Source organism: Paenibacillus sp. JGP012 (genome assembly GCF_014203995.1).
Taxonomy (GTDB): domain Bacteria; phylum Bacillota; class Bacilli; order Paenibacillales; family Paenibacillaceae; genus Paenibacillus; species Paenibacillus silvae.
In genome coordinates, this window is record NZ_JACHKG010000032.1 from 40,046 (window position 1) to 63,148 (window position 23,103).

General features: G+C 47.7%; 23 protein-coding genes. 3 read left to right on the forward strand and 20 right to left on the reverse strand.

The genetic code is table 11. From position 1 onward, the window contains the following. Positions 1-153: 153 nt before the first annotated feature. The 3 genes from HNR77_RS25405 to tkt all read right to left on the reverse strand — a co-directional run bounded on the left by HNR77_RS25405 (position 154) and on the right by tkt (position 4,202). The gene (locus HNR77_RS25405; RefSeq protein ID WP_090918059.1) at positions 154-1,509 is read right to left on the reverse strand and encodes a glucose-6-phosphate isomerase; all 1,356 of its coding nucleotides are present in this window, start codon (positions 1,507-1,509) and stop codon (positions 154-156) included. A gap of 183 nt (positions 1,510-1,692) precedes the next feature. Further along, positions 1,693-2,010 carry a pyrimidine/purine nucleoside phosphorylase gene (gene ppnP, locus HNR77_RS25410; RefSeq protein ID WP_110898659.1) on the reverse strand — a complete coding sequence of 106 codons (318 nt, stop codon included), beginning with the start codon at positions 2,008-2,010 and terminating at the stop codon, positions 1,693-1,695. 149 nt (positions 2,011-2,159) lie between these two features. After that, on the reverse strand, positions 2,160-4,202 hold the full coding sequence (gene tkt / locus HNR77_RS25415; RefSeq protein ID WP_184190302.1) for a transketolase: 2,043 nt from the start codon (positions 4,200-4,202) through the stop codon (positions 2,160-2,162). 349 nt (positions 4,203-4,551) lie between these two features. Here tkt and HNR77_RS25420 point away from each other — a divergent pair, with 349 nt between their 5' ends. After that, positions 4,552-5,028, forward strand: a complete 477-nt coding sequence (locus HNR77_RS25420) for a hypothetical protein (protein ID WP_184190304.1) — start codon at positions 4,552-4,554, stop codon at positions 5,026-5,028. 129 nt (positions 5,029-5,157) lie between these two features. Here the strand turns inward: HNR77_RS25420 and purU are convergent, their stop codons facing one another. Beyond that, positions 5,158-6,051, reverse strand: a complete 894-nt coding sequence (gene purU / locus HNR77_RS25425) for a formyltetrahydrofolate deformylase (protein ID WP_184190306.1) — start codon at positions 6,049-6,051, stop codon at positions 5,158-5,160. A gap of 42 nt (positions 6,052-6,093) precedes the next feature. Then, positions 6,094-7,200 carry a deoxyribonuclease IV gene (locus HNR77_RS25430; protein WP_184190308.1) on the reverse strand — a complete coding sequence of 369 codons (1,107 nt, stop codon included), beginning with the start codon at positions 7,198-7,200 and terminating at the stop codon, positions 6,094-6,096. A gap of 168 nt (positions 7,201-7,368) precedes the next feature. On the opposite strand from HNR77_RS25430, the gene HNR77_RS25435 reads away from it, so the two are divergent. Beyond that, entirely contained in the window at positions 7,369-7,836 is a 468-nt protein-coding gene (locus HNR77_RS25435) for a DUF2621 domain-containing protein (protein ID WP_184190310.1), read from the forward strand. Positions 7,837-8,017: 181 nt separating this feature from the next. Continuing rightward, complete coding sequence (locus HNR77_RS25440) at positions 8,018-8,929, forward strand: TIGR01777 family oxidoreductase (protein ID WP_184190312.1); 912 nt, start codon at positions 8,018-8,020, stop codon at positions 8,927-8,929. Positions 8,930-9,011: 82 nt separating this feature from the next. On the opposite strand, the gene HNR77_RS25445 is transcribed toward HNR77_RS25440, so the two are convergent. The 15 genes from HNR77_RS25445 to HNR77_RS25515 all read right to left on the reverse strand — a co-directional run bounded on the left by HNR77_RS25445 (position 9,012) and on the right by HNR77_RS25515 (position 22,878). Next, positions 9,012-10,850, reverse strand: coding sequence for a DUF6382 domain-containing protein (locus tag HNR77_RS25445; protein WP_184190313.1), 1,839 nt, complete (start codon positions 10,848-10,850; stop codon positions 9,012-9,014). A gap of 51 nt (positions 10,851-10,901) precedes the next feature. Continuing rightward, positions 10,902-11,408 (reverse strand): A24 family peptidase, encoded by a 507-nt coding sequence (locus HNR77_RS25450; RefSeq protein ID WP_311768672.1) that lies wholly within the window; start codon positions 11,406-11,408, stop codon positions 10,902-10,904. 15 nt (positions 11,409-11,423) lie between these two features. Beyond that, entirely contained in the window at positions 11,424-12,464 is a 1,041-nt protein-coding gene (locus HNR77_RS25455) for a pilus assembly protein (protein WP_260410890.1), read from the reverse strand. Between the two features lie 52 nt (positions 12,465-12,516). Further along, positions 12,517-14,628 (reverse strand): hypothetical protein, encoded by a 2,112-nt coding sequence (locus HNR77_RS25460; protein WP_184190315.1) that lies wholly within the window; start codon positions 14,626-14,628, stop codon positions 12,517-12,519. A gap of 93 nt (positions 14,629-14,721) precedes the next feature. Further along, on the reverse strand, positions 14,722-15,402 hold the full coding sequence (locus tag HNR77_RS25465; RefSeq protein WP_184190317.1) for a TadE/TadG family type IV pilus assembly protein: 681 nt from the start codon (positions 15,400-15,402) through the stop codon (positions 14,722-14,724). Then, positions 15,380-15,607, reverse strand: a complete 228-nt coding sequence (locus HNR77_RS25470; RefSeq protein WP_397367555.1) for a Flp1 family type IVb pilin — start codon at positions 15,605-15,607, stop codon at positions 15,380-15,382. Before HNR77_RS25470 ends, HNR77_RS25465 begins: the two co-directional genes overlap by 23 nt. Before the next feature lie 72 nt (positions 15,608-15,679). Beyond that, positions 15,680-16,549, reverse strand: coding sequence for a type II secretion system F family protein (locus HNR77_RS25475; RefSeq protein WP_184190319.1), 870 nt, complete (start codon positions 16,547-16,549; stop codon positions 15,680-15,682). A 13-nt stretch (positions 16,550-16,562) separates the two neighbouring features. Next, positions 16,563-17,282 (reverse strand): type II secretion system F family protein, encoded by a 720-nt coding sequence (locus HNR77_RS25480; RefSeq protein WP_184190347.1) that lies wholly within the window; start codon positions 17,280-17,282, stop codon positions 16,563-16,565. A 38-nt stretch (positions 17,283-17,320) separates the two neighbouring features. Continuing rightward, a complete protein-coding gene (locus HNR77_RS25485) occupies positions 17,321-18,628 on the reverse strand; it encodes a TadA family conjugal transfer-associated ATPase (RefSeq protein ID WP_184190321.1) in 1,308 nt (435 codons plus the stop codon). Next, the gene (locus HNR77_RS25490; protein WP_184190323.1) at positions 18,628-19,965 is read right to left on the reverse strand and encodes a nucleotide-binding protein; all 1,338 of its coding nucleotides are present in this window, start codon (positions 19,963-19,965) and stop codon (positions 18,628-18,630) included. Before HNR77_RS25490 ends, HNR77_RS25485 begins: the two co-directional genes overlap by 1 nt. 159 nt (positions 19,966-20,124) lie before the next feature. Continuing rightward, the gene (locus HNR77_RS25495) at positions 20,125-20,508 is read right to left on the reverse strand and encodes a VOC family protein (protein ID WP_110898645.1); all 384 of its coding nucleotides are present in this window, start codon (positions 20,506-20,508) and stop codon (positions 20,125-20,127) included. A gap of 208 nt (positions 20,509-20,716) precedes the next feature. After that, positions 20,717-21,577: a DUF6612 family protein gene (locus HNR77_RS25500; RefSeq protein WP_184190325.1), complete on the reverse strand. Its 861-nt coding sequence runs from the start codon at positions 21,575-21,577 to the stop codon at positions 20,717-20,719. 129 nt (positions 21,578-21,706) lie between these two features. After that, positions 21,707-22,129: a thiol-disulfide oxidoreductase DCC family protein gene (locus HNR77_RS25505; protein ID WP_184190327.1), complete on the reverse strand. Its 423-nt coding sequence runs from the start codon at positions 22,127-22,129 to the stop codon at positions 21,707-21,709. Positions 22,130-22,249: 120 nt separating this feature from the next. Further along, entirely contained in the window at positions 22,250-22,528 is a 279-nt protein-coding gene (locus tag HNR77_RS25510) for a hypothetical protein (protein WP_111270492.1), read from the reverse strand. A 104-nt stretch (positions 22,529-22,632) separates the two neighbouring features. After that, positions 22,633-22,878 (reverse strand): zinc ribbon domain-containing protein, encoded by a 246-nt coding sequence (locus tag HNR77_RS25515; RefSeq protein ID WP_111270491.1) that lies wholly within the window; start codon positions 22,876-22,878, stop codon positions 22,633-22,635. Between the last annotated feature and the right edge of the window lie 225 nt (positions 22,879-23,103).

Here is a 23,103-nt window from a genome sequence, read left to right on the forward strand (position 1 = left end):
CATCCATCATTCATTCATTTACAAGAAAGCAGTTCCCCGCATCATGCGGATGAACTGCCCTGTTTAATCACATCCGGGAAGCGGTGTTCCGCAGAGCACCGTTCTCCGAATGGATGTTACAACCTTATTTAACTATATGAGCACAGCCGTGAATTATTCAGAAAGTCTCGCTTCAAGCGCTGCTTTCTCTTCTTCAAAGCCTGGTTTGCCCAGCAAAGCGAACATGTTTTTCTTGTATGCTTCCACGCCTGGTTGGTCAAATGGATTCACACCCAGCAGATATCCGCTGATGCCGCATGCTTTTTCAAAGAAGTATACCAGATATCCGAACGAATATGGAGTCATATCTGGAATATTCACAATCAGATTTGGAACCTGACCATCTGTATGTGCGAGCAATGTTCCTTGGAATGCCTTTTTATTCACGAAATCCATCGTTTTGCCTTCCAGGAAATTCAGACCATCCAGATCATCCGCATCCGCTTCAATGGAAATATGCTCGGATACTTCAGCGACTTGGATAACCGTCTCGAAGATGTTACGGCTGCCTTCCTGAATAAATTGACCCATGGAGTGCAGGTCTGTGGAGAAATCCACGGATGCAGGATAGATGCCTTTGTAATCCTTACCTTCACTTTCACCGAAGAGCTGTTTCCACCACTCGGAAACGAAGTGCAGGGATGGCTCGTAGTTCACAAGAATCTCGGTGCCTTTGCCTTTGCGATACAAAGCGTTACGAACCGCAGCATATTGATAGGCTTCGTTCTCGGCAACATTCGGATTGCTGTACTCTTTGGAAGCATCAGCCGCACCTTGCATCATCTCTTCAATGTTAATGCCGGCTGTTGCGATTGGCAGCAAGCCTACAGCTGTCAGTACGGAGTAACGTCCACCTACATCATCCGGGATGATGAAAGACTCATAACCTTCTTCATTCGCCAGCTTTTTGAGTGCGCCGCGCTCTTTGTCTGTTGTTGCATAGATGCGTTTGCGAGCTTCTTCTTTCCCGTATTTTTTCTCCAGTGCTGCACGGAAAATACGGAATGCAATGGCCGGCTCCGTTGTTGTACCGGATTTGGAAATTACGTTTACGGAGAAGTCTTTGCCTTCTACCAGATCAAGCAAATGTGTTACATACGTAGAGCTGATGTTGTTACCTGCAAAATAAATTTCTGGCGTTTTGCGTTTGTCTTTCGGCAGGTTGTTATAGAAAGAGTGTGTCAGCATTTCGATCGCTGCACGTGCTCCAAGGTATGATCCACCAATACCGATAACGATCAGCACTTCGGAATCACTTTGGATTTTGGCAGCCGCTTTTTGAATACGGGCAAATTCTTCTTTATCGTACGCTGTTGGCAGGTCAATCCAGCCCAGGTAGTCGGAGCCTGTTCCTGTACCGTTATGAAGCTGCTCGTGAGCGAGACGGATTGGTTCAGCGAAATAATCTACTTCATGCTGATTCACAAATTGCAATGCTGTACTGTAATCGAATGTCACTTTTTTTGCCATGATCTCAAAAACCTCCTGATATCGGTATACTATTTCCGTTTTCGACGCTAAACAACTTAGCCTAAGGATACTTCAAATCCACCGGACTGACAAGCTTGCAGCGCGAACTTGACTGTTAGCAGGCAAGAAGCAAAAAGGGCAAACCGAATCCGCAGGGATGCGGTTCTGGTTCCCCTTCTTGTGTTATTCCGCCGGGTACGAGCAGACGTAGTCGGTAACGCTGCGTATCTCCAGTTTGAATTTGGATTCGGCAGGCACATGAAATGTAGCTTGGCCTTGAATCTCTTGCCACTCTTCTTCACCAGGAAGCAATACTTTCAGATCTCCGGACAGAATCTCCATAATTTCACGAGAGTCCGTACCAAATTCATAACTGCCTGGAAGCATGATGCCCAGCGTCACTTTGCTGCCATCCCCCAAAATAACCGTTCTGCTGGTTACCTGACCATCATAATAAATGTTGGCCTTTTTCACTACACTGACTTGATCGAATTGTGACATGCGTACCCGCTCCCCTGAAGTTAATCAAAACAAAAGGCAACACAGATCAGGGCAGCCAGGCCGCCCCTTGCTCTGTGGAAATAACAACTGTCATGAGCCAGAACAGCCGTAAGCCATTCCGCCCATGACAGCCTGGTATAGCAATGCGATTACAGCAGCGCTTTTACGCGGCTAACTACGTTATCTACAGTGAAGCCATATTCCTGGATTACACGGTCGCCAGGCGCGGAAGCACCAAATGTGCTGATTCCGAGGATGTCACCTTGATCTCCAACATATTTCTCCCAGCCCATTGGGTGAGCCATTTCGATTGCAAGACGAGCTTTAACATCCGGCAGAAGCACGGACTCTTTGTAAGCTTTGTCTTGTTTCTCAAACAGATCCCAGCTTGGCATGCTGATTACGCGAACCTGGATGCCTTGCTCAGCCAGTGCAGCTTGAGCTTTAACAGCCAATTGCACTTCAGAACCTGTAGCGATGATTTGTGCAACCGGTTTGCCGTCTTTGGCATCAGATACGACATAAGCACCGCGTTTTACGTTCTCGCGTGCACCTTCTACGGTTCCTTCAAGGATCGGCAGGTTTTGACGAGTCAGTACCAGCGCAACCGGATTTTTTTTGTTTTCCAGCGCATAAGCCCAAGCTGCGGAAGTTTCATTACCATCTGCCGGACGAATTACCGTCAGGTTCGGGATAATACGCAGGGATGCCAATTGCTCGATTGGTTCGTGTGTAGGACCATCTTCACCAACAGCGATACTGTCGTGTGTCAGGACATACGTTACAGGCAGGTTCATCAGAGCAGCCAGACGAACAGCTGGACGCAAGTAGTCCGTAAATACGAAGAACGTACCGCCGAATACTTTCACACCGCTGTGCAGAGCCATACCGTTCATTGCTCCAGCCATACCGAATTCACGGATACCGAAGTAGATATTGCGACCGGAATAGTCTTCTGGAGTAAAGTTAGTCAGGTTGTTCAGGTGCGTCATTGTGGAGCTTTCCAGGTCAGCGGAACCACCTGTCAGTTGTGGCACGTTGTGCGCCAGGCCGTTCAGAGCATTACCGGATGCTACACGTGTAGACAAAGCTTTGTCTGTTGCCGCATATTTAGGCAGATCACGATCCCAGCCTTCTGGAAGATCGCCGTTGATCGCTGTTTCGAACTGAGCAGCCAGTTCTGGATATGCTTTTTTGTACTCCGCAAATTTCTCGTCCCAAGCTTTGTTTGCAGCGATACCTTTCTCTTTAACTTGAGCAAAGTGGTCGCGTACTTCAGCTGGTACGTGGAAGTTTTCTTCGTACACCCATTTGTAATATTCTTTAGTCAGCTTAGCTTCTTCTGCACCCAGTGGGGAACCGTGAGTACCGCCGTGGCCGCCTTTACCTTGTTTGTTCGGGCTTCCGTAACCGATAACGGTTTTCACTTCAATCAATGTAGGGCGTGCAGTGTCTGCTTGACCTTCTTTGATTGCTTTTTCAATTGCAGGCAGATCGTTACCATCTTCAACGCGAAGCACTTGCCAGCCATACGCATCAAAACGTTTAGCGATGCTTTCGGAAGAAGACAGATTCAGTTTACCATCGAGCGTAATGTCGTTGGAATCGAACAGCATGATCAGTTTGCCAAGGCCCAAACGTCCAGCCAGGGAAGCAGATTCATGAGATACGCCTTCCATCAGGTCGCCATCACCGCAGATTGCATATGTGTAGTGATCAACAACGTTGAAGTTGTCTTTGTTGTAAGTCGCGCCCAGTTGAGCTTCAGCCATAGCCATACCAACAGCCATTGCAATACCTTGGCCCAGTGGTCCGGTTGTAGCATCAACACCAGCTGTATGTCCAAATTCCGGGTGGCCCGGAGTTTTGCTTCCCCATTGACGGAATTGCTTCAATTCTTCCATCGGAAGATCGTAGCCGCTCAGGTGCAGCAAGCTGTACAGAAGCATGGAACCATGTCCTGCGGACAGCACAAAGCGGTCCCGGTTAATCCAAGTCGGGTGGTCCGGGTTATGAGTCATCGTTTTTGCAAAAAGCTGGTATCCCATTGGAGCGGAGCCCATCGGCATGCCCGGATGTCCGGAATTTGCCTTCTCAATTGCATCAATCGCCAAAGTACGTACGGTTGTAATCGACAGGTTGTCGATTGTGGTGTTCTCGTCCTTTTGAATCGCTTCGTTCTTGTCAGTCATGGTTTGTCCTCCTCATGTCTTTAGATAAGTCGGGTGCGCAAGCGAATCCCTCTCATCATACAAGCAAACCGCATAAACAATAAGTGAATCCGCTTGAATGTTTCATTTTGACTTATTCACTTTTGTATTGTATCACTTGGCGTGAAGCTTTTCCATAACCTTCTTTTAGAAAGTTACGGAAAATTCGGCTGATGTCTGGCTGAACCTTGCTAATCCATCGCATGAAGTATAACCTTTAACTCGAAAACCATACACTTTTTAGAGGTTAAAGCGAAATTTGCATGTTAACTCGTTCCGCTCGATTCGAAAGCAGATGCCAGAACCAACTTCATTCCAAGGAGGATTTGCTATGCCCGATTCCGCCCGGCACCCGTCTCGTTCGTTAAAATCATCATTACCCTGGATGTCTGGAATCATAACCGGATTGATTAGCGGTGTTTTTCTGGGGTTCTTTCTCAAGGCTGTTCAGGCATTAACAGGCGAAAAGGTATACATCCTGCTGCTGAATATTGATTTTGTACCTGGTCTTCCTGCACAGCTGCCGGAATGGTTTGAATTTTCTCTGCATCTTGGCGTGTCTGTTGTCATTGGCATTTTCTACATCTGGTGGATCATGCGTTCAGGACATCCGCTCAACCTGGGGATATATCTCGGTGCCGTCTCCTCCCTGCTCTATATTCCCCTGGCTCCCTTATCCACACGAGTTCCCGACCTTAATGATATAGGAGCCGTTCTTTACTGGACCGCCGGACATATCCTGTTTGGTGCAGTGCTTGGTCTATGCGGAAAATATGTGCACGCCAAAAAGCGGCACCTGGTTCAATAATGGAACAGGTGCCGCCTGGTCTAACGATATGGCATAGGCTTACTGGTCTGAAGATACGGCATAGACTTAATGAAAAGTAACTCTCTCGTAAGGTTACGGATCAACCTTGCACAGTATTAAAGCGCAAGCTTAAAATACAACCGTTTTATTTTCATGAACAAGCACACGGTCCTCAACATGCCACTTCACTGCACGCGCAAGCACAACACGCTCAATGGTACGTCCGATCCGTTTCAGCTCCGTAACATCATCCCCGTGACTTACACGCTGAACGTCCTGTTCGATAATCGGACCGCCATCCAGCTCTTCCGTTACATAGTGCGCCGTTGCACCAATGATTTTGACGCCGCGATTATAAGCCTGGGCATACGGCTTGCCTCCAACAAAAGCCGGCAGGAAGGAGTGATGAATATTGATGATGCGATTGCGGTAGTGCTCGATAAACATTGGAGAGATAATTTGCATATAACGTGCGAGAATAATCACATCCACATCGTTTCCGATCACTTCCAGCTGACGCTGCTCCGCTTCTTTTTTGGTATCGGCTGTAACCGGAATATGATGATACGGGATGCCGAATGATTCCACGTAGTCCTTCATATCCAGGTGATTGCTGACAACAAGCGCAATATCGGCATCAAGATCGCCAGCTTGCCACTGCCATAGCAGTTCTACAAGACAGTGATCCTCTTTGGATACAAAAATAGCGAGTCTCTTTTTGCGGCTCACCGCGGAAAGTGTCCATTCCATCTGGAAACGTCCTGCAACTTCTGCGAAATCCGTTTTCAGCTTCTCCAGATTATCCTCCAGCTGCGGAAGATCGAACTCGATCCGCATAAAGAACATCCCGCCAGAAGGGTCCATCGTATACTGGTCAGACTGTACAATGTTGGCTCCATGCTGATGCAGGAAGTGGGATACTGCCGCTACTATTCCCGGACCATCCGGGCAGGAAATAAGCATACGCGCACGATTGGCGCGGTTTTGAATATCTGGTCTTGCTTGTTTTGCATGAATCTCCATCGGGTTAATCTTCCTCCTTTAATTAAGGCAAGACTTGCAGGATTAACCTGCAAGCCAAGCAATCAAGCGATGATTCACTTGTTCTTCATTCAAATGCGGGAACAATGCCGCTTCGGTTACCATGTCATACAAACGTTCCAGCGGTTCACGCGGGTCGGCTTTTTTGGCTTTGGCATCATTTTTAAGCAGTGTCCACACATCAAGCACATAGGAACGAGATTGTAAGTCCTTGCCTTTGAAGAAGTGCTGAAGCTGTTCAACGTCGGTAAGGAATTCCTGACCGAAGCGGCCTTCTACATCTCCTCGCAGCAAAGCAATTTCAATCTCATACATCGGACGCTGTGTTTTGGCATCTTTACCAATCCAAGGTGTCTCCAGAATGAATGGACGATTGCTTAATTTTTCATGATTTACGATGCGATTGATCGCTTCGAAACCGATCCAGCCAGATCCGATAGGAGTATGACGGTCCTTGCGTGCACCCGCAGTATTTTTACTGTCGTTGATGTGCATTACTGCAATGCGGTCCAGTCCAACCGTACGATCGAACTCATCCAGCACACCATCCAGATCATTAACGATGTCATAACCCGCATCATGAATATGGCATGTATCCATACACACCGTCAGACGTTCGTTATGCGTTACCTTGTCAATGATTTGCGCAATTTCCTCAAAGCTGCGGCCCATCTCGGTGCCTTTGCCAGCCATCGTCTCCAGAGCGATGTTTACGTCTGTCTCCTGAATGCCATCCAGCACTTCATTCAAGCCCTGCGCAATACGCTCAATACCATAATGAGCATCCTTGTCCGTAAACGCACCGGGATGCAGTACAATATTTTTCACACCGATGGCATGGGTGCGGCGAATCTCCTCCTGAAGGAAATCCACGGCGAGTCTGTACGTGCTGTCCTTATAAGAGCCCAGATTAATGATATATGGAGCGTGGACAACAATTTCCTCGAACCCGCCTGCCTGCATCGCCTGCTTGCCTTCCTCAATAAACATGGATTCAATAGGCTTGCGGCGAGTATTCTGCGGTGCACCCGTATATATCATAAACGAACTGGAACCGTACGAGGACGCTTCCTTCGTTGCACTCAATAATCCCTTGTCCGAAAAGGACACGTGGGAGCCGATTTTCAGCATCATTGATCCCCCTTTTTCTGAATTATCCCTTATCATAACGCGATTATCGAAATAAATCTAGAAATGCGCTATAATTCAGGTGAGAGGCTATTTTTGACAGCTGATGATGCTACATCGGGCGGCCCTTTACGTCATTCCATAAAATCAATAAACCGAGGTGACTCCGCAATGATTTTCAATGCTTACACCCATCTTCTGACAAGCAATGCACCAAGCAACTGGTTTATGAATACAATCGCCTTCTGGACACTTGTGCTGCTTGGAAGCATGTGTATAGGTGGATTTTTCATGATGCGCAAATTCCTCAAGGTATTGCCGAAGGCAGACGGAAAGTCCAAGCTGGATTGGCAAAACTACTGGGTGGAGACAAGCCGTCATTTATGGACGGATGAGGCCAAAGCATTTCTCGATCAGCTCGTTGAGCCTGTACCCGGCCCTTTCCGTGATATTGCCAAACATTCCATAGCAGCCGAGATTGGAAAAATTGCAGTGGAGGACAATGCCTCTGAAGTGTCCAGAGATCACTGCATCAAAGGTTATATTATCGCCACACCCAAACGGGACAATAAGTTCCTGGTGAAGTTTTTGGAAAAAAACAAAATCGACTATACTCCGTATCGCCATCTGATGAAATGATAAATCATCGTGCAGATGATATAATGAAGCACATTCAACGGAGGAAAAATAAATAAAGAGCAGTTAGAGAGTTGCCGAATTGGTTAAATTATATACAGATCAACTCCGTTCGGGTAAGTCTTCTTACACACCTAACTTACCCTGCGGAGTTTTTTGACCTACTAGAGAGGATGTTCTATTTATGAAAATTGCCATTTGTGGTGGAACCGGTTTTGTCGGAGGCGCTCTTGTTGATTATTGGCTTCAAGCGGGACACCATGTGAAAGTAATCACTCGCAAGCTGCCTGATCTGCATAATCCGAGTAAAAATCTCTCATATATATCGTGGGAGCAGCTCGAAGAGACACCGCACGAGCTTGAAGGCTTCAATGCTCTCGTGAACCTTGCGGGTGAAACGCTGAACCAGCGCTGGACTACCAAGGCCAAGCTTGAAATTGTGGAATCCAGGGTGACAACCGTTGCACGGGTCGCCCGTCTGGTCGAAGCGTTGAAGCAAAAGCCCGAAGTCGTGGTTCAGGCATCCGCTATGGCAATCTATGGAACCTCTCCAGATGAAACCTTTGATGAGAACAGTCCGCAAAAATCGATGAACTTCCCTTCCCGGGTGTCGGAACAGTGGGAAATCGCTGCTGACGCTATTCAGGATGTAAGACTGGTCAAAATTCGGGTCAGTCTCGTTTTGGGGCATAAAAAAGGTGCCTTCCCTTTGATGAAACTTCCGTATATGCTGGGGTTTGGCGGAAAAATCGGCAGTGGCAAGCAGTGGACCAGTTGGATTCATATTATGGACATCGTTCGGTTGATTGACTTTACCATTCACAATAAAGAAATCTCAGGTCCAGTGAATGCATCTTCACCTCATCCGGTGACAAATGATGAATTCGGACGTACAGTAGGCAAAGTCTATCACCGCCCTCACTGGTTCCCTGTTCCTGGATTTTTGATTAAAACACTGGTTGGTGAATTGTCTGTTGTCCTGCTTGAAGGACAGCGGGTCATCCCGCAGAAATCGCTGGATCACGGGTTCCAGTTCACCTTCCCCACATTGACTGAAGCTCTTGAGGATCTGAAGCATCGCGGCTTGTCTGACTAACATGGCTGGATCAAGCTACCGGGATCTAACCTCGCATCCCGCTCTAATCTGAATTTCCATTGAGTTAACGGAACAGATACATTCATCCTGCCATTCGGTATACATAAACCGATTCAGCAAGAATGAATGTATCTCCGTCCGCCAGTGGGTATTCCTTGTATGGAGCCAGCAGGTTCCCTTGAAGCATCGTCCCATTGACCGAACCCAGGTCCTTGATTACGTATCCACCCGATTGGCTTCGGCTCAATTCCACATGTGCACGTGAGACCCCATTAGAGTTATCTACACATTGAACCATATCCGAAGCTCTTCCAATTATAAAAGAAGCCCCCTTCACATCTACACGCTCGCTTCTTGCACCTTCTTTCGAAATCCGTTCCAGATAATATACAGAACTATCCGCGCTATTCCTTTCAGCACCTGAGGCGGTCAACTGCTGCAGATTCACGGTTGCATCTGCTGCTGCAGTCGTGCGATTCCATTCTGAAGTTTCACTGACACCTGCATTTTCAATTGCATTTATACCTGTTCTTGTACCCGCGGCTGTTCTTGCTTTATATTCCTGAACAGATAAAGTGTCCCTCATGTTTCCAGCAGGTATGTCGGCAGACATCGCGGTTTCGACCCCGGCATGCACATTGCGTAGGCGAGAGGATGTAGAGGCTTCAGCTTCAGAACTGGCACCCGAGAAGTCCAGATGCAGCTTTGCAGCTTCACCAGACTTCTCGGGTGCATTCCAGCGCCAGCTCTCCTGACACACGCCCTCTTCATGTCTCGATTGCTGATTTTTTCGTCTGCCCAGGCCGGGAACAGGAAACCACTTATGAATGCCTGATTCACTGTGAGAGTCTGCCTTTCGCTTCCACATCCAGCATGCAGCTGCAGCAAGCCCGACACTTAGAGAACTGGAGAGAATCATTTCGTTCTGGCCTCGCTGCTCCATGTAGATGAATCTCCAGACTAATGCTATAGAGACCATACAGCCGAGCCAGATGTATGTCGTTCTTGAAGAGCCAGATGTTGACCCACTCTGTTTTTCTTTCGTATTCTCCTGCCAATCCACATCAAACGAGGGTTGCTGTATTTGTGAAGCATTTTGTTTCTCTTTCATAGAATTAGAGTCTGAGATTGAGTTGTTCGAAAGAGGCGGCTCAGCTGCTCTTCTATGTAAAAAAGACTTTGAACGCAGATTTGGATGATTTGCATCCTCCGTAATATCTGCATTCTCCCTCATCCATGGCTGACGCTGAGCCTGTAATTCCAAGACATTTGATTTATTCAACCCGTAGCTGAACTCATTTCTTGATTCCGTCAGCGCTGCAGCCCCGATTCCTGAATGTGTTGCACTTCCCGTGCACAATTCCAGCAGCAGCTCACGTAACTGGCGAATATCCCAGCGTTCGTCATCACAAAGCTGTAACACACGTTGTATCCCTTCTCCCTGCAGCTCCTGCACATACGCCATAAGTCTTATGACCAGGTCACGGAATAACAGCGGTGTATGATCCTTCTGCCGGACATCCATCATAGGCACATAGATCAAACCTAGCTCCCCTTGCTCCATGGACCCTTGAATAAAGATATACTCTTCATGAATCCACAAATTTTGCGGCTCAAGCATATACTGTCTGCATTCTTCAAGTACATCAACCAACTGAAATAGAAGATTGTACAGCACGGGTAGAGCAATCTGACCAGACCTCAACATCTGGGATAACATCTTATAACCGGAGATGTCGTACTGCAGCGTCACATTTTGATCGATCTCCCGTGTGTGCACAGGCAGTATACGCGGGATTCGGTTCGAGGATAACATCCCTAGCTGTACCCTGCTAAGCTCCTGCATGCGAAGTCCGTTTTCTTTTTCCAAAGTCATAAATGCCCCGCCGTTTCGTACAAAATCTCTCGTTAATCCATACATGCCGATCCTCACTTTCTAATGTTATTAGTTGCTGTAACATGCAAGTACTCGTTATGTTGTAATATAGATCCACGAGCTGATGAAGCCGGGCAGAACAGCCAGCATAAATGGAAACTTTAGGTTTTTCTCCTGAATTACCAGTGTGAGAGAGCCCAGCTTGAAGAAACTGAACAGATTAAAAATCATTGTACGGAAGCGCTGCGCACCATCTCTACGAAACAGCAGAATAATGATTCCAATGACTCCAGCATACAAAATGGAATAAACTACAACGTGCACACCAAAAGAAAACCCGGTCCACGCTCCGATACCTCCAAACAGCTTTACATCCCCTGCGCCGACCGCACCGATAACATACATCAGAAAAAGCATACCGAAACCGGCAGCAAATCCTGCTGCAGAGAACACCATACCTTCCCACCCGCCCCAAGCCAGATGAGCAGTCGCACCGGCTAAGGTTACTGGCACGGTCAGCCGATTCGGAATTTTCATCGAGCGAATATCCGATACAAACGCGGCCAGGAGATAAATACAGCAGCACGTATAAAACCATTGCACCTACATCACCTCTCCTTATTTTCTGGATGCTACAGTAAATGTCGTTTCCGTCTGCACACCTTCCGCTGTCTCCACAACAAAACTCCACGTTCCTTCCGTCGTTCGAGTGCCGACAAACCAGGTCCACTCGATGATCCCGTTTTCGTCAGCAGTAGCCCAGCCTAAATGCTTCGCAGAACTCTCACCTGACTTGTAAAATATTGTAAGATTGGCTGAAGCTCCCGGCTCAACCTGAACTTTGATCGTTGCATGATTGCCTATATATGCCGGTTCCGGCTTTGACAAAATAGCTGCCGCACCCGTACCGCTGTCATTCCCTTCACCACTGGCTGCGCCCTCCTCTGTGTCACCAATCCATATTCGCTCAGCCGCGGCAGCTTGAATTCGTAACGGTTTACTCAGAAAGGGAACTTTCACAGGCAGCTCATAACTCAGCTCAATTCTGAAGTATGGATTCGTTTTACTCTTCAGATCGGGAACAGATATTCCATTAACATGAATCCGCTCCATATCCAGCAGACTCGTTTCAACAAACGGCTGCAGCAGTGGCTTGATAACAGGATCGAGCACCGCCTCGAATGCTGCTGTTTTGATCCTTTGCAGCGGTTCTTCACCGCTTTTGGCCGCTGCCCGAACCCAGTCACTTAACGGTGCAGGTAATGAAGAAGCGTAATCATCAGCCCATTCCGTCAGATCGAGCTCCGGCCACTTTCCTCCTCCCTTAACTCCCTCTCCGCCAGCAGAATCCGACGGACTGAAAACGAGAGATACCGGGTACACCTTTGTTGACAGTTGCTTCACTGCTTCCCCCGCAGTGCTTTGCAGAGCGGTAGAGATCAATGTCATCTGAACAATGAAAATCAGAAATAAAATAAAAAACAGAAATACAGGCAGTACCAGCGAAGCTTCCAGTACCATACTGCCATGCTCTTTCTTTGCTTCAGGCATCTGTTTTTTCAGAGCATGTAACATCTTTAATCTGTTTATCCTCATGATTCGCTGTCGCTGCATCTGCATGCTTGGCCCCTTACCCCAATCCTGCCCCCATCTATCCATCGCCCCTCCGTCGAAACTTCCTCCGCCTGTTCATCAAAATTTCTCCATCCGTTCAATACGAATAATCCGCCTTATACTCAATAAAAAAGCGTCCGTCCTGCACTTGATCTGCGCTGCCCATAGCGACACCTATACTTCGCACGACTCCAGGCAAAAACCACAGCTTGATGCTGCTGCGCATCTGACCCGAAGCATATGTAAACTTTCCATCCGGGTTGACCCCCGTATTCATTCGGATTAATGCCAGCATTCGAGACATTTTCCGTTCATTATTGCTGTGCATAAGCAGGAAGAGACGAAGGTGATCTCTGTAGGTCAGTTTCACCTTGATATATTTCGACAGCTCTACATTACCCTCTTTGGCCAGCTTCATCATGTCCTCGATGGCATGTGTAATGCCGTATAAAATAGCCGCAGACAAAACAAGCAGCGGATTACCCAGCTTGCTGTTCTCAGCCAGCCCTTCAGCCGTTCGAATGGCAAGACGCATACCAAAGATTTCTGCATATGCAGCCGCAATGTTACCAGAAGAATTGTGGAATCCGTAGATGATATATTCCAGTTCCTGATTCTCCAGCTTGAACACATCACCGGCCTCACCATCACCTTCTGTCCAGGAAAACAATTGACCAAAATCCATAGAATTAAAATAGGCGAGCGCGTACTCATTCTGGAACAATTCATCGCCCAGGCTGGCTAGAAGGCCTGACATACCGCCAAACAGCTGATCCATTCCTTTCATCGCATTTCCTCCTGAATCATACGGATCACTTGATATCTCGGCTTTTTCCGCTTGCTCGGAGCTTTCTTCATTCAATGCGATGTTGGCATCATAATATTGTTCAAGCTGCCTGAACGCTTGCTGTGCACCAGAGCTTCCTTTCTCAATACGTGTTAATAGCCGTTTCATTTCTTGCAGCTTGCCTTTGGACTGCTTGTCATTCGCTTTGCGCTTTGCGTCGGAACCGCGGCCATTTTCAAGCTCTTGTTTGCTTTGCGTAATGAGATTGGAAGGCCCCGTCCGCTCATAAGAATTCATATAACGTTCCGTCGTTTGGCTGGCTTGTCTGACCGCAGACTTGATCGGAACGCCCCATTCTCCCGTCACACTGCGGAGCTGAGTATTCAGCTCCATACTGTCTTTACGAACGTTGGCGAACTCCGTATTCTGTGATGTCACGCGAGACTTTAACCGATCAAACAAAGCACCCTCTCGTACAAGCTCCGAAGCGAGAGAACGTGTGCTTTTAGCTTCACTACCCGAACCAGTCTTCTCAAGGGCGGCCCCTGGCAGAGACGAATTGCCTACATCGTCATAACTGACATTTTCAGCGCGGTTCTCCCCTTCCGCAATCACACGTTTCATCTCTTCGTTGATTTGACGTGCCTCTTCAATCTTCGCCTCTGCTTCCACCAGCTTGATCTGATGTGTCTGCAGCGCTGGCTGTATAATCATGCTAATGCCTGTAACTATGCTGTTAACCCCTGTCCGGTAACGCCCCATTTCAACGATGTACTGCTGTTCGATAAAAGGCAGACCTTCATCTGCCTGCTTTTTGCTTAAATAATCGCCATATCGGGATGCTGCTTCTGCAGCTGTCTTCGGTGTTTCTTCAAGCATTTCATCATAGATTGCCTGCGCAGGCGGCCTCATAACCAAGTCAGGAAGCCTTGTAATCTGATCTGCAGATTCAACCTGATTGTCTATCGCTTCATCCAGCAGTTTTTCACGCTTGTCATAGAGCTTTTGCAACTTTTTCAATAGATCTACCGTATGTGCCGCCTCCTTCATCTCCTCCGACATCGGTTTAAATCGATCAATCACTTCCAGCACAAAATCAACCGGGGCCCTGTATTTCATATCCTCCTGGATCTGGCGATTGAAAATATCATATCTGCCCAGCTCACGCTCCATGCGGAGTGAAGTTGTGTCCCACTGCATATCCAGAACAGGGAAACGATCCTTCACAGCTGAAGGCTTCACACTATCATTTAACACTTTAGCCATAGTGGCCTCCCCGCTGCTATCCCCATACGCAAACAAACCATACTCCCGCAGTGACGTATCGTAAGCAGACATAACCGATCTCATCGCAGCATGTGTCATACGCTCCGTTTGCACTCTAAAAGCAGCGATGCGTGCATAATCAATGAAGATCGCCACAAACATATACACTCCCGCCAGAATTAAAATCAGAAACAGCGTTACAGCCCCGGTTTCACCGTCTTTTTTTCTGAACAGAGCCTCCCTCCCCCTTTACTTTGTTTTACTTTTGCCAAAATACTGCACAACCTGTCCAGCCTCTGCAGCTGAAACGGCCGCTTTATCTCCCTTGCCTTTGAACTTTGCCCCGTAATAACGGGCCAAGTCCACTGTTCGAATAAATTCAACCGGTTCTACAACAGCAGACGAGCCTTGTGTAATTACACCACTGCCTGAATCCAACAAAAATGAAGGCAGCGGCAGTGAAATCACCTGCTCCAGCCTCGTTGTTACTTTCCGCTGAATCAGAGCATTCCGGTACGTCATCGTGCCCATCATAGCCGAAGGCATGCCGCCGGATGCCTGAGCCAGCTTCTTCTCCGAGAGACTGGCCCCCTCACCAGCAGCTATAGTCACAGTGACCTCATTGTCTGCACCCGCCCATCCGAACACAGATCCCAAGAGACGGTCATCCGTCAGCCTCCAGTACAGGGAATCCTGTTCTCCAGCAGTATATTTACCTGTCATTGCTTGTTTGTGGCTGTTGTCCCAGCTGTAGGCAGCTCGTTCCGCTGCTGCATATGCATGCTGGTTCAGAAATACCTTTTGATACATGTACATCGTGAAGAAAAGCAGCAGTATTAGAATAAACAGAATAACCGGGAAGACCAGGGAAGCTTCAATGGTGAAGCTCCCTTCCTCCTTTCTCAGCCTACTTATCCGGGAAAAATTCATTACTTTTGGTGTCCACTTTCGAAAGCAAACTTGTGATCAACGCTGTTATTTGTTTCTTGAATATCAATGCAATAATAATGATAACCCCAATAATCAGGATCAGCTCCAGCGTTCCCAGCCCCTCTTCTTCCTTCCATAGAGCTGCTGCCTTGTTCTTCATGACTTCCGTTACATGTGCCTTCATCTCAATCACCTGCTCTTTCATTCTGATTCACCTGTCCTCTCAAGCTTGTCCACTTGCACTTATCCATGCAGTCAATCGTCTTCCCCATTCCACCTACATATTCATCATCATAAAAGCAGGCGCCCCGATCATAACCACGATCGTAAAGAAAATTAGCACCATGGGAAACACAAGCTTGGAAGATGCCTGCTCTCCCTTAGCCCGGCTCACTGCCTTACGTTTCTCCCACAGTACATGTGACAGATCCCTAAGCGCCAATACAAAGTCACCTCCCCCGCGCCGAAAATTAAGCAGCACCGTCGATGTAAAAATCGTCACCTCCTGCACACCACAGCGGCGGCTGAACTGTTCAAAGGCTTGTTGGAACGAGTATCCATTATTCCAGTCCACCGCTGCCTTTCTTAATTCGTTGTAAAGCGGATGATGCCGCTCACCTTGACTTGCCACACAATGCATAATGGCACGCTGCACCGTCTCCCCCGCTCCAACCAGCAGCACAATCCGATTGAGCAGCTCAGGCAGCTCTATGAGAATATCCTGATCTCGCCGCTGTACTTTAGCGTATAAATCCTTAACCATGGCAAACGGTACAGCAATTCCAAGCACCAGCCCTCCGACAATTCCACCAACGCCTGTATCACCAATGATTGCGAGCACACAGCCAGCCAGCAGCATCAGCCAAGTGTATGTCAACATTTCGGCACAATAGAGCAGCGTTTTCTCACCGCTATGCTGAATGCCGTACATCTTCTGAATGGCATGCTGCATACGAAACATAAGCACAGGCAATCTGCGTCCCACATCGACCTTGTCCAGTAAAAACAGAAACGGGCCATGCATCTTTTTGAAACGCACACCTTGCATATCAAACTGACGTAAATGTCTGTAGGTTTGCCCCCGAGTGCGATCAAGCACGATCCAGCTCACTCCCAGACCTCCTGCAATGACAAGGGGAAGCAGCATTTTTTTCAACTCCCTACACTTTGATATCCATAATGCGATGTATCCATAAATAACAGCAGACCAGTACAGCAAGTGCCCCGGTGGAGATAAGGTATCCCATCCCGCTGTATAACGGCTCCATGAAATCGCCGGCGGTAAGATTCAGAAACAGCAGAAAAATGAAGGGTGCTGCAAACATCACCTTCGATTCAAATCTTTTCTGTGCGACAGCAACCATAATATCCTGCTGAATATCCAGCTTTTCTCCGATCACTGCGGACGTACGACGAACCACTTCCACCAGATCACCGCCTGTTCGCTTACATGTAATAAACACATCTGCAAAATTTGTAATGTCCTCGATCTGTGCCCGATCCGAGAAGTCCTGCAGCGCTTCTTCAATGGGCTGCCCGTATTCCATTCGAGTTCTTAATATCGTGAACTCCCGGATCAGATCCGTATCTGCCTCAGGATTCAACATACGCAGATCCTCCACAGATTCCTTAAAACCGTTCTCGACTGATTTTCCAGCCGCCAGTGCCGAAGACAAGGCATAAAGAGCTTGCTTGAAATGCAGACTTAGTGTCATCCTTCTGCGTTCCAGCAGTACGTTTCTCCACAACCCGGGCACCCATATGCAGCCTGCAGCCAATACAGCTCCTGCAAGCAAGTGGTGGTAAAACAGCAGGCCCACACTGAAAAATAATGAACCGCTGACGATCATGCACATTAGCCGCTGTCTTGTAGTGAGCATATATACGGTGTAATCCGTTAACGCCTGGCTGCTCTGAGTCACCTTGGATCACCTCCTCCTGAACAGGTGTGTTGTCCTTCCATTTGCTCTATGTATCGATCCAGCCATTCTCCCAGCCCGGCCATCTGGATTTTATCTGCCTTCATCAGTTTTCCTATTTGCACTAATCCCCCAATAATGCGACCTTCCCGTTCCTCCTGCTCCTGGAAACGAAATAACGGGTTTAGAAGCACCTCACCCTCCTGCATCCCGATGACTTCACTTATTTCGGTCACCCGTCGTGAATGATCCCGCATCCGGGAGAGATGGACAAAAATATCTATGGCCGAACTAATCTGCTGTCTGACAACCGCAATGGGAAGCTCTGCACCGCTGAGCACCATCGTTTCAAGCCTGCTGATCATATCCGAGACTGTATTGGCATGCCCGGTGGATAACGAACCATCATGTCCTGTATTCATCGCCTGCAGCATATCGAGCGCCTCCGCTCCCCTTACCTCCCCGATGACAATGCGATTTGGACGCATCCGCAGCGAGGACTTGATCAGGTCCCGGATAGAAATTTGCCCTTTTCCTTCGGTGTTGGCATTACGCGTCTCCAGAGATACAAGATTGGGCACCGTCACAATCTGCAATTCTGCGGAATCCTCAATCGTAATAATCCGCTCATCGGAAGGGATGAACTGGGATAAGGCATTGAGAAAAGTTGTTTTACCAGACCCGGTTCCTCCACCGATAAAAATGTTGTATTTACTGCGTACTAACTGCTGTAACAATATCGCCGCCTCCTGATGCAAGGCCCCCTTCTCAATCAGATCAGACATCGTCATCGGTTCACTAGGAAACTTCCGAATGGTCATCGTTGGACCCTTGAGCGCGATAGGAGGCAGCACAATGTTGACCCGCGACCCATCCTTGAGACGAGCATCTACGATCGGAGAAGATTCATTCACAATCCGGTTCACTCCCGAAACAATCATCTGAATAATATCCTCCAGTCGCTCTCTGGACTCAAACTGCAGCGGAATCCGCCTCACATTCCCCTCCTGCTCCACAAAGATCTCCTGATGACTGTTAATCATAATCTCCGTAATGTCCGGGTGATCCACCAAGGGCTGCAAAATATCCAACCCGCGAAACGAATCAAACAATCGCTGTACCCATGCATGACGTTCGCCTGAAGTCAGGTATTCCAGATTCGGATCACCGAGAACCTTCCTTTCAATCCCTTGCCACAGCTCCTCATCTCCTGCAGAAGAAGTGAGATCGAGAGATGAACGAACCTCTCTGCGCATTCGCTGAAACTGCTGCTCCTGATCCAGTGTGTTCCATGACCGCTCTGTCATCATATCCAAAGCTCCGCTGAATGAATGTGTCCTGTACGCCTCCGCTCTTCTTCTTCAGACTGGAGCAGCAGGTCACACAGCCGCTTCACTTCACGCTGGAAGATTGGCGAGCTTAACATGACCTCCTCCTGATTCAGCTGCTTCCATGAAGGGATATAGGGCAGAACCGCATCCACATGCAGATCAGCTCTAGGCAGCGAATTAAGCAACTGCTCCCGATGTTCGTTTATGACAAAATATGTACGCTCCAATACACTCCCAAGCATCTCCGGGCGAGTTCGATCGGCATGCTGCAGCCATTGACCCCATCGGTGCATCGCAGCGAGATCATCCCTCACCAGCCAGACAAACGTGTCCGCGTTTTCGAGTACACCTTCACTTCGTTCATCCCAGCTGGAGTCCCCATCCAGAATTAACACCTCATACTGTCCACAACCGACCAGAAACCGGATCAAGTCAGCTGTATCCGTTTTCGACATCTGCAGCATTTCCTTCCGATTGGCTAACGGCCAAAACACATCTGACTTCAATGTCTCATGCCGCATGACATACGCCTCCACTGCTTTGATTTTCCCCGTAGTTATCGCATCGTCAGGCAAGCCTGAACAAGCACCTGTACTTCTGCCGCCCTGTTCCTTAACGCCTTTTGCCGTGACTCGCCCAGACGACTCTCGTCCTTGCTCTGATCGTTGCACCTGAACCCTTCCCCCGCTCACCTCCCTTCGGCGGGCCTTCAGATCGTACAGCAGCCGTGACAATCCCGTTTCAGCATCAGTCAGAGTTTTATTGCTCTGCCGAAACCCTTTCTCCAGAAAAGGAAATGAGCTGTCCATCGTCTCCAGATTGAGATAGAGCACAGAATAACCAGCAAGCCCGAGCTGCTTGGCCAGATGCAGAGAGACTGCTGTTTTACCGCTCCCTCCGGAAGCGGAAACTACAGCGATACTTAACGTGTTCCGACCTGAACGCGCACTGCTCCGGCTTTGCGGCTGGCGGCATGCATTCCTTACCGCCTCCAGCAGCACAGGTAATGGCTGATATTTCATAAGCTGCTTCGTCTCAGGTCCTTCATCCTGTCCTTCACTGAGCAGGAGCCAGGAGACCCCGGAATGCTCCCCACCGTTCAACAGCCAAGGGTTCAAAAAATCGGGCTCAGCAACAAGCAGATCGGGCATTTCTCGTTCAGCCTGTTCAAGCATATAACTGCTGAATGCTTCCCACTCGGAAAAGGCAATGAATCGCATATGAGAGCCAAATGAGCTGCGCTGCACATAATCGAGCCAGGCACGAATATAATCTTTATCCCTCGATACCAGCACCACTTTAAGTACGATCACTTCCTGTTTCCCTCCCTGAAAAAAAGCACAAAAAACACCGCCCATTATCCGCATGAACATGCAGAATATGGACGGTGCTTCCGTCACGTGCTATGAATTTATGGATACTATATCATACAAATTCTGGACGAGCAACACATTTATTCTAACCCTGTTTACCTAAGAGCCGTAAGGTGCACCAAATTCAATAATATTCCGATCTGGATCAAGAATAAAGATCTGGGCGAATCCAGCCACGCTATCAGGTCTCGCCTCATATTCGATGCCCTGCTGCTCCAGCCAGGCAATCGTCTCCGAATAGCTGACCACCCATAGTGCAAAATGCCCATCGGTTGTATCAATTCCTGCTTCACGAAGCGTATGCCCTTCTGGATGCTGAAGCAGATGAAGCTGCTGACTTCCAATCGCATACCACGCACCCGTTGAACGAAACGGTGGACGTTCAATTTCCTGCATGCCTAACAAGCCGGAATAAAATTTTTTTGCCGTCTGCAAATCTCGGACCGCCAAGCTGACATGATGAATATGCGCATATCTAATCATCTCTGAATTTGCCCCTCTCCGGTGTCTGCAACAAAAAGCATAAAGCTTCCCCGTCTATTCTATACCATTTTGAAGTGTCACCAAAGTCCCAAAAAAACACCCCTGCTCCTCATCCGGCTACCAACTGGTTAATCCGAACTCAGAGTCAGGGGTATTCCCATTATTCCTTATTTAGTTCCACGTTTCCCTTATTCAGTTCCGCGTTTGCTTATTTTGCGGCGTCCAAAGCCTCTTGAGGAACCTTGATTTCTGCTACCTTGTCATGGTTGGAGAACGATGTGTCCATTTTCATGTCCATTGTCATTTTCTGACCGTTTTGTTCCATCTCCATAACCATCGCTACATCAATTTTCTCAAGCAGAGACGTCTCTTTGTTAATCAAATATTTCATATTCATGCTCTTGATGTTCATTTGATCAAGCAAAGCCTGCATTTGGGCATCTGAGCCGTTTTGTTCCATCACGGATTTAGCCAATTCCTTGACATTATCACCCGAAACATCTGCATTCAGGACATAACTGTCGCCCTCTTCTGTAATTTTGATATCGTCCTTCACTTTTTTGAACTGATCCAGCTCTTTTTCCGGATTCATGCTGGCTTTCATCTGCTCGATGAGTGCCTTCGTTTGATCCTCAGGAATGCTTACCCACTGGTCTCCAACTTGGGAATAAATATTTTCCGAAGTAATGTACTGTTTCACATTTTGCTTCTGTCCAGACATATCCATTTCCATCTCTTGATAAATCATCATCGGATCTTTAATGATATCCATCTTGAGTGATGTTTTCACCTGCTGGTCCTGAGATTGCTCTCCGGCATCCAGCTTGATTTGCTGATCAATATTTGCTTCCGTAGTGAAGCTTTTCAGCGCTTTAGTTGCCTCACCTGTTTTGGCAAGCAATTCGTCCAGTGTAGGAACAGCCGCACTCTGTCCTTCTGTGTTGTTGCTCTCCGTTGTTGTTGATCCACTTCCTGTCGCCGGCGCTGCGGAGTTGTCTTTATCGTTTCCGCATGCTGCCAAGCTCATTACCAGTAAAGCCCCAATAATCATTGTCGTCCACTTCTTCAAGTTGTTATCCTCCCAATAATGTAAAAATAATGTGACCAGCGTTATTACCCAATAATTGCCGATATTAATCATCTTACAGGCAATTTCTTTCTTATGGAAGATTATCCTGAAAAACCGCTACTTATATACTTATAGAAATCGTTCTTTAGTCTCAGGTGTAGGCAGCATACATGCTTCATCTTTCCCAAACCAGCGGTACCGGTTACGCGCAACCCAGTTGTAAACTGCATTCCGAATGAATTTGGGAACGATGATCAATCCGTAGAACAGCGGGTAGGGAAATTTCAAACCTTTAGCCAGTCTTAATGCGGCCGTTGAGCGTGTATAGTATTTTCCATCTTCAATCAACACAAACGTATCCATACTGTCTGTGCTCAGGCCCCCCTTTTCCAGCAACCCCTTAGCCACATCCGATTGAAGTGATGCAAAATGATATTTCCCTTCCGGGTCCCGCTTGATAATCCATTTCGTTAGTCCCTGGCAGAAGTGACACACGCCATCCACAAGAACGATCGGGTGCCCCTGATGTTTATCCCTTAGAGCTGCTGTCATAATGTTAGCCTCCTCATCTGGCGCTGTTACATTACTTACCCACTTTGGAGCATAACCTTTCTCCTGCAAAAAAAGAAAAAAAGCGCAGGCACTGTGCCTACGCTCATATTTGTCAGCCAATTACTCAGCCAATGCTTTTTGCATCCATTCGTCTTCGATCATTTGCTGATGCAGATCGCCTGACCATTGATCCATGCATTTGCAGATGAAATCTTTACGGCAAACAGGACAAGGTGTCTTTTGCAGACGGCTGATTGCAGTCATTTTCCATTCCGGTGCTTTGGAGTAGAATACACGGCACTGTGTACCATCTACCAGTTTCATTGTAAATTCGTACAAACCGTCTTTTTCATTTTTGCTGGCTACTTGCAGTTGTGCAATACTTGGTCTATAAGACATGGATATCACCTGTGAATTCAAATTTGGTTCATGCTAATGACACTGACACTTTTCGTACTAAGTCATATTAAAGAAATTTCAGGTCAATGTCAACTCAAGAACGCTCATCCGCCAAACAGAATATCCAGAATGGTGCCGACTTGTCCCTGCTTCTTGCCTTTGAGCACATCCGGATTAAAAACCTCCACATACCCGCAGGACGTGCAGGATACAAACAAATAATGATTATGCTGAATATCAAACACCTTGCTCAGCCCTGCTCCCGACATCGATACCTCCTTGATGCTGCAATCCGTGCCCCGGCATTTGGTGCATACAAATCTTCTCTCAATCATCTCTTCAATACTCATGACCGTCCCCCCTTATGGAAATGTGTAGCATGAAGTGATAAATATGTAACATGAAAGATTATACTGACTGTTCTGTTATGTAAAAGAGTACGCGCTAACCAGGGGATTATCCTCCCCTATGTGTCAGATTCAATCGAGTAGGAGGCTACCCATTAGTTGAGTAGCCGACCTCTCACACCACCGTACGTACCGTTCGGTATACGGCGGTTCAACCGCTTGCGTGCA

Excerpts from the sequence above, each read along its gene's own strand:
- HNR77_RS25405 (WP_090918059.1), bottom strand. The coding sequence starts at position 1,509 with ATGGCAAAAAAAGTGACATTCGATTACAGTACAGCATTGCAATTTGTG.
- ppnP (WP_110898659.1), bottom strand. The coding sequence starts at position 2,010 with ATGTCACAATTCGATCAAGTCAGTGTAGTGAAAAAGGCCAACATTTAT.
- tkt (WP_184190302.1), bottom strand. The coding sequence starts at position 4,202 with ATGACTGACAAGAACGAAGCGATTCAAAAGGACGAGAACACCACAATC.
- HNR77_RS25420 (WP_184190304.1), top strand. The coding sequence starts at position 4,552 with ATGCCCGATTCCGCCCGGCACCCGTCTCGTTCGTTAAAATCATCATTA.
- purU (WP_184190306.1), bottom strand. The coding sequence starts at position 6,051 with ATGGAGATTCATGCAAAACAAGCAAGACCAGATATTCAAAACCGCGCC.
- HNR77_RS25430 (WP_184190308.1), bottom strand. The coding sequence starts at position 7,200 with ATGCTGAAAATCGGCTCCCACGTGTCCTTTTCGGACAAGGGATTATTG.
- HNR77_RS25435 (WP_184190310.1), top strand. The coding sequence starts at position 7,369 with ATGATTTTCAATGCTTACACCCATCTTCTGACAAGCAATGCACCAAGC.
- HNR77_RS25440 (WP_184190312.1), top strand. The coding sequence starts at position 8,018 with ATGAAAATTGCCATTTGTGGTGGAACCGGTTTTGTCGGAGGCGCTCTT.
- HNR77_RS25445 (WP_184190313.1), bottom strand. The coding sequence starts at position 10,850 with ATGTATGGATTAACGAGAGATTTTGTACGAAACGGCGGGGCATTTATG.
- HNR77_RS25455 (WP_260410890.1), bottom strand. The coding sequence starts at position 12,464 with ATGGATAGATGGGGGCAGGATTGGGGTAAGGGGCCAAGCATGCAGATG.
- HNR77_RS25465 (WP_184190317.1), bottom strand. The coding sequence starts at position 15,402 with ATGAATTTTTCCCGGATAAGTAGGCTGAGAAAGGAGGAAGGGAGCTTC.
- HNR77_RS25470 (WP_397367555.1), bottom strand. The coding sequence starts at position 15,607 with ATGAAAGAGCAGGTGATTGAGATGAAGGCACATGTAACGGAAGTCATG.
- HNR77_RS25475 (WP_184190319.1), bottom strand. The coding sequence starts at position 16,549 with ATGCTGCTTCCCCTTGTCATTGCAGGAGGTCTGGGAGTGAGCTGGATC.
- HNR77_RS25480 (WP_184190347.1), bottom strand. The coding sequence starts at position 17,282 with ATGCTCACTACAAGACAGCGGCTAATGTGCATGATCGTCAGCGGTTCA.
- HNR77_RS25485 (WP_184190321.1), bottom strand. The coding sequence starts at position 18,628 with ATGACAGAGCGGTCATGGAACACACTGGATCAGGAGCAGCAGTTTCAG.
- HNR77_RS25495 (WP_110898645.1), bottom strand. The coding sequence starts at position 20,508 with ATGATTAGATATGCGCATATTCATCATGTCAGCTTGGCGGTCCGAGAT.
- HNR77_RS25505 (WP_184190327.1), bottom strand. The coding sequence starts at position 22,129 with ATGACAGCAGCTCTAAGGGATAAACATCAGGGGCACCCGATCGTTCTT.
- HNR77_RS25510 (WP_111270492.1), bottom strand. The coding sequence starts at position 22,528 with ATGTCTTATAGACCAAGTATTGCACAACTGCAAGTAGCCAGCAAAAAT.
- HNR77_RS25515 (WP_111270491.1), bottom strand. The coding sequence starts at position 22,878 with ATGAGTATTGAAGAGATGATTGAGAGAAGATTTGTATGCACCAAATGC.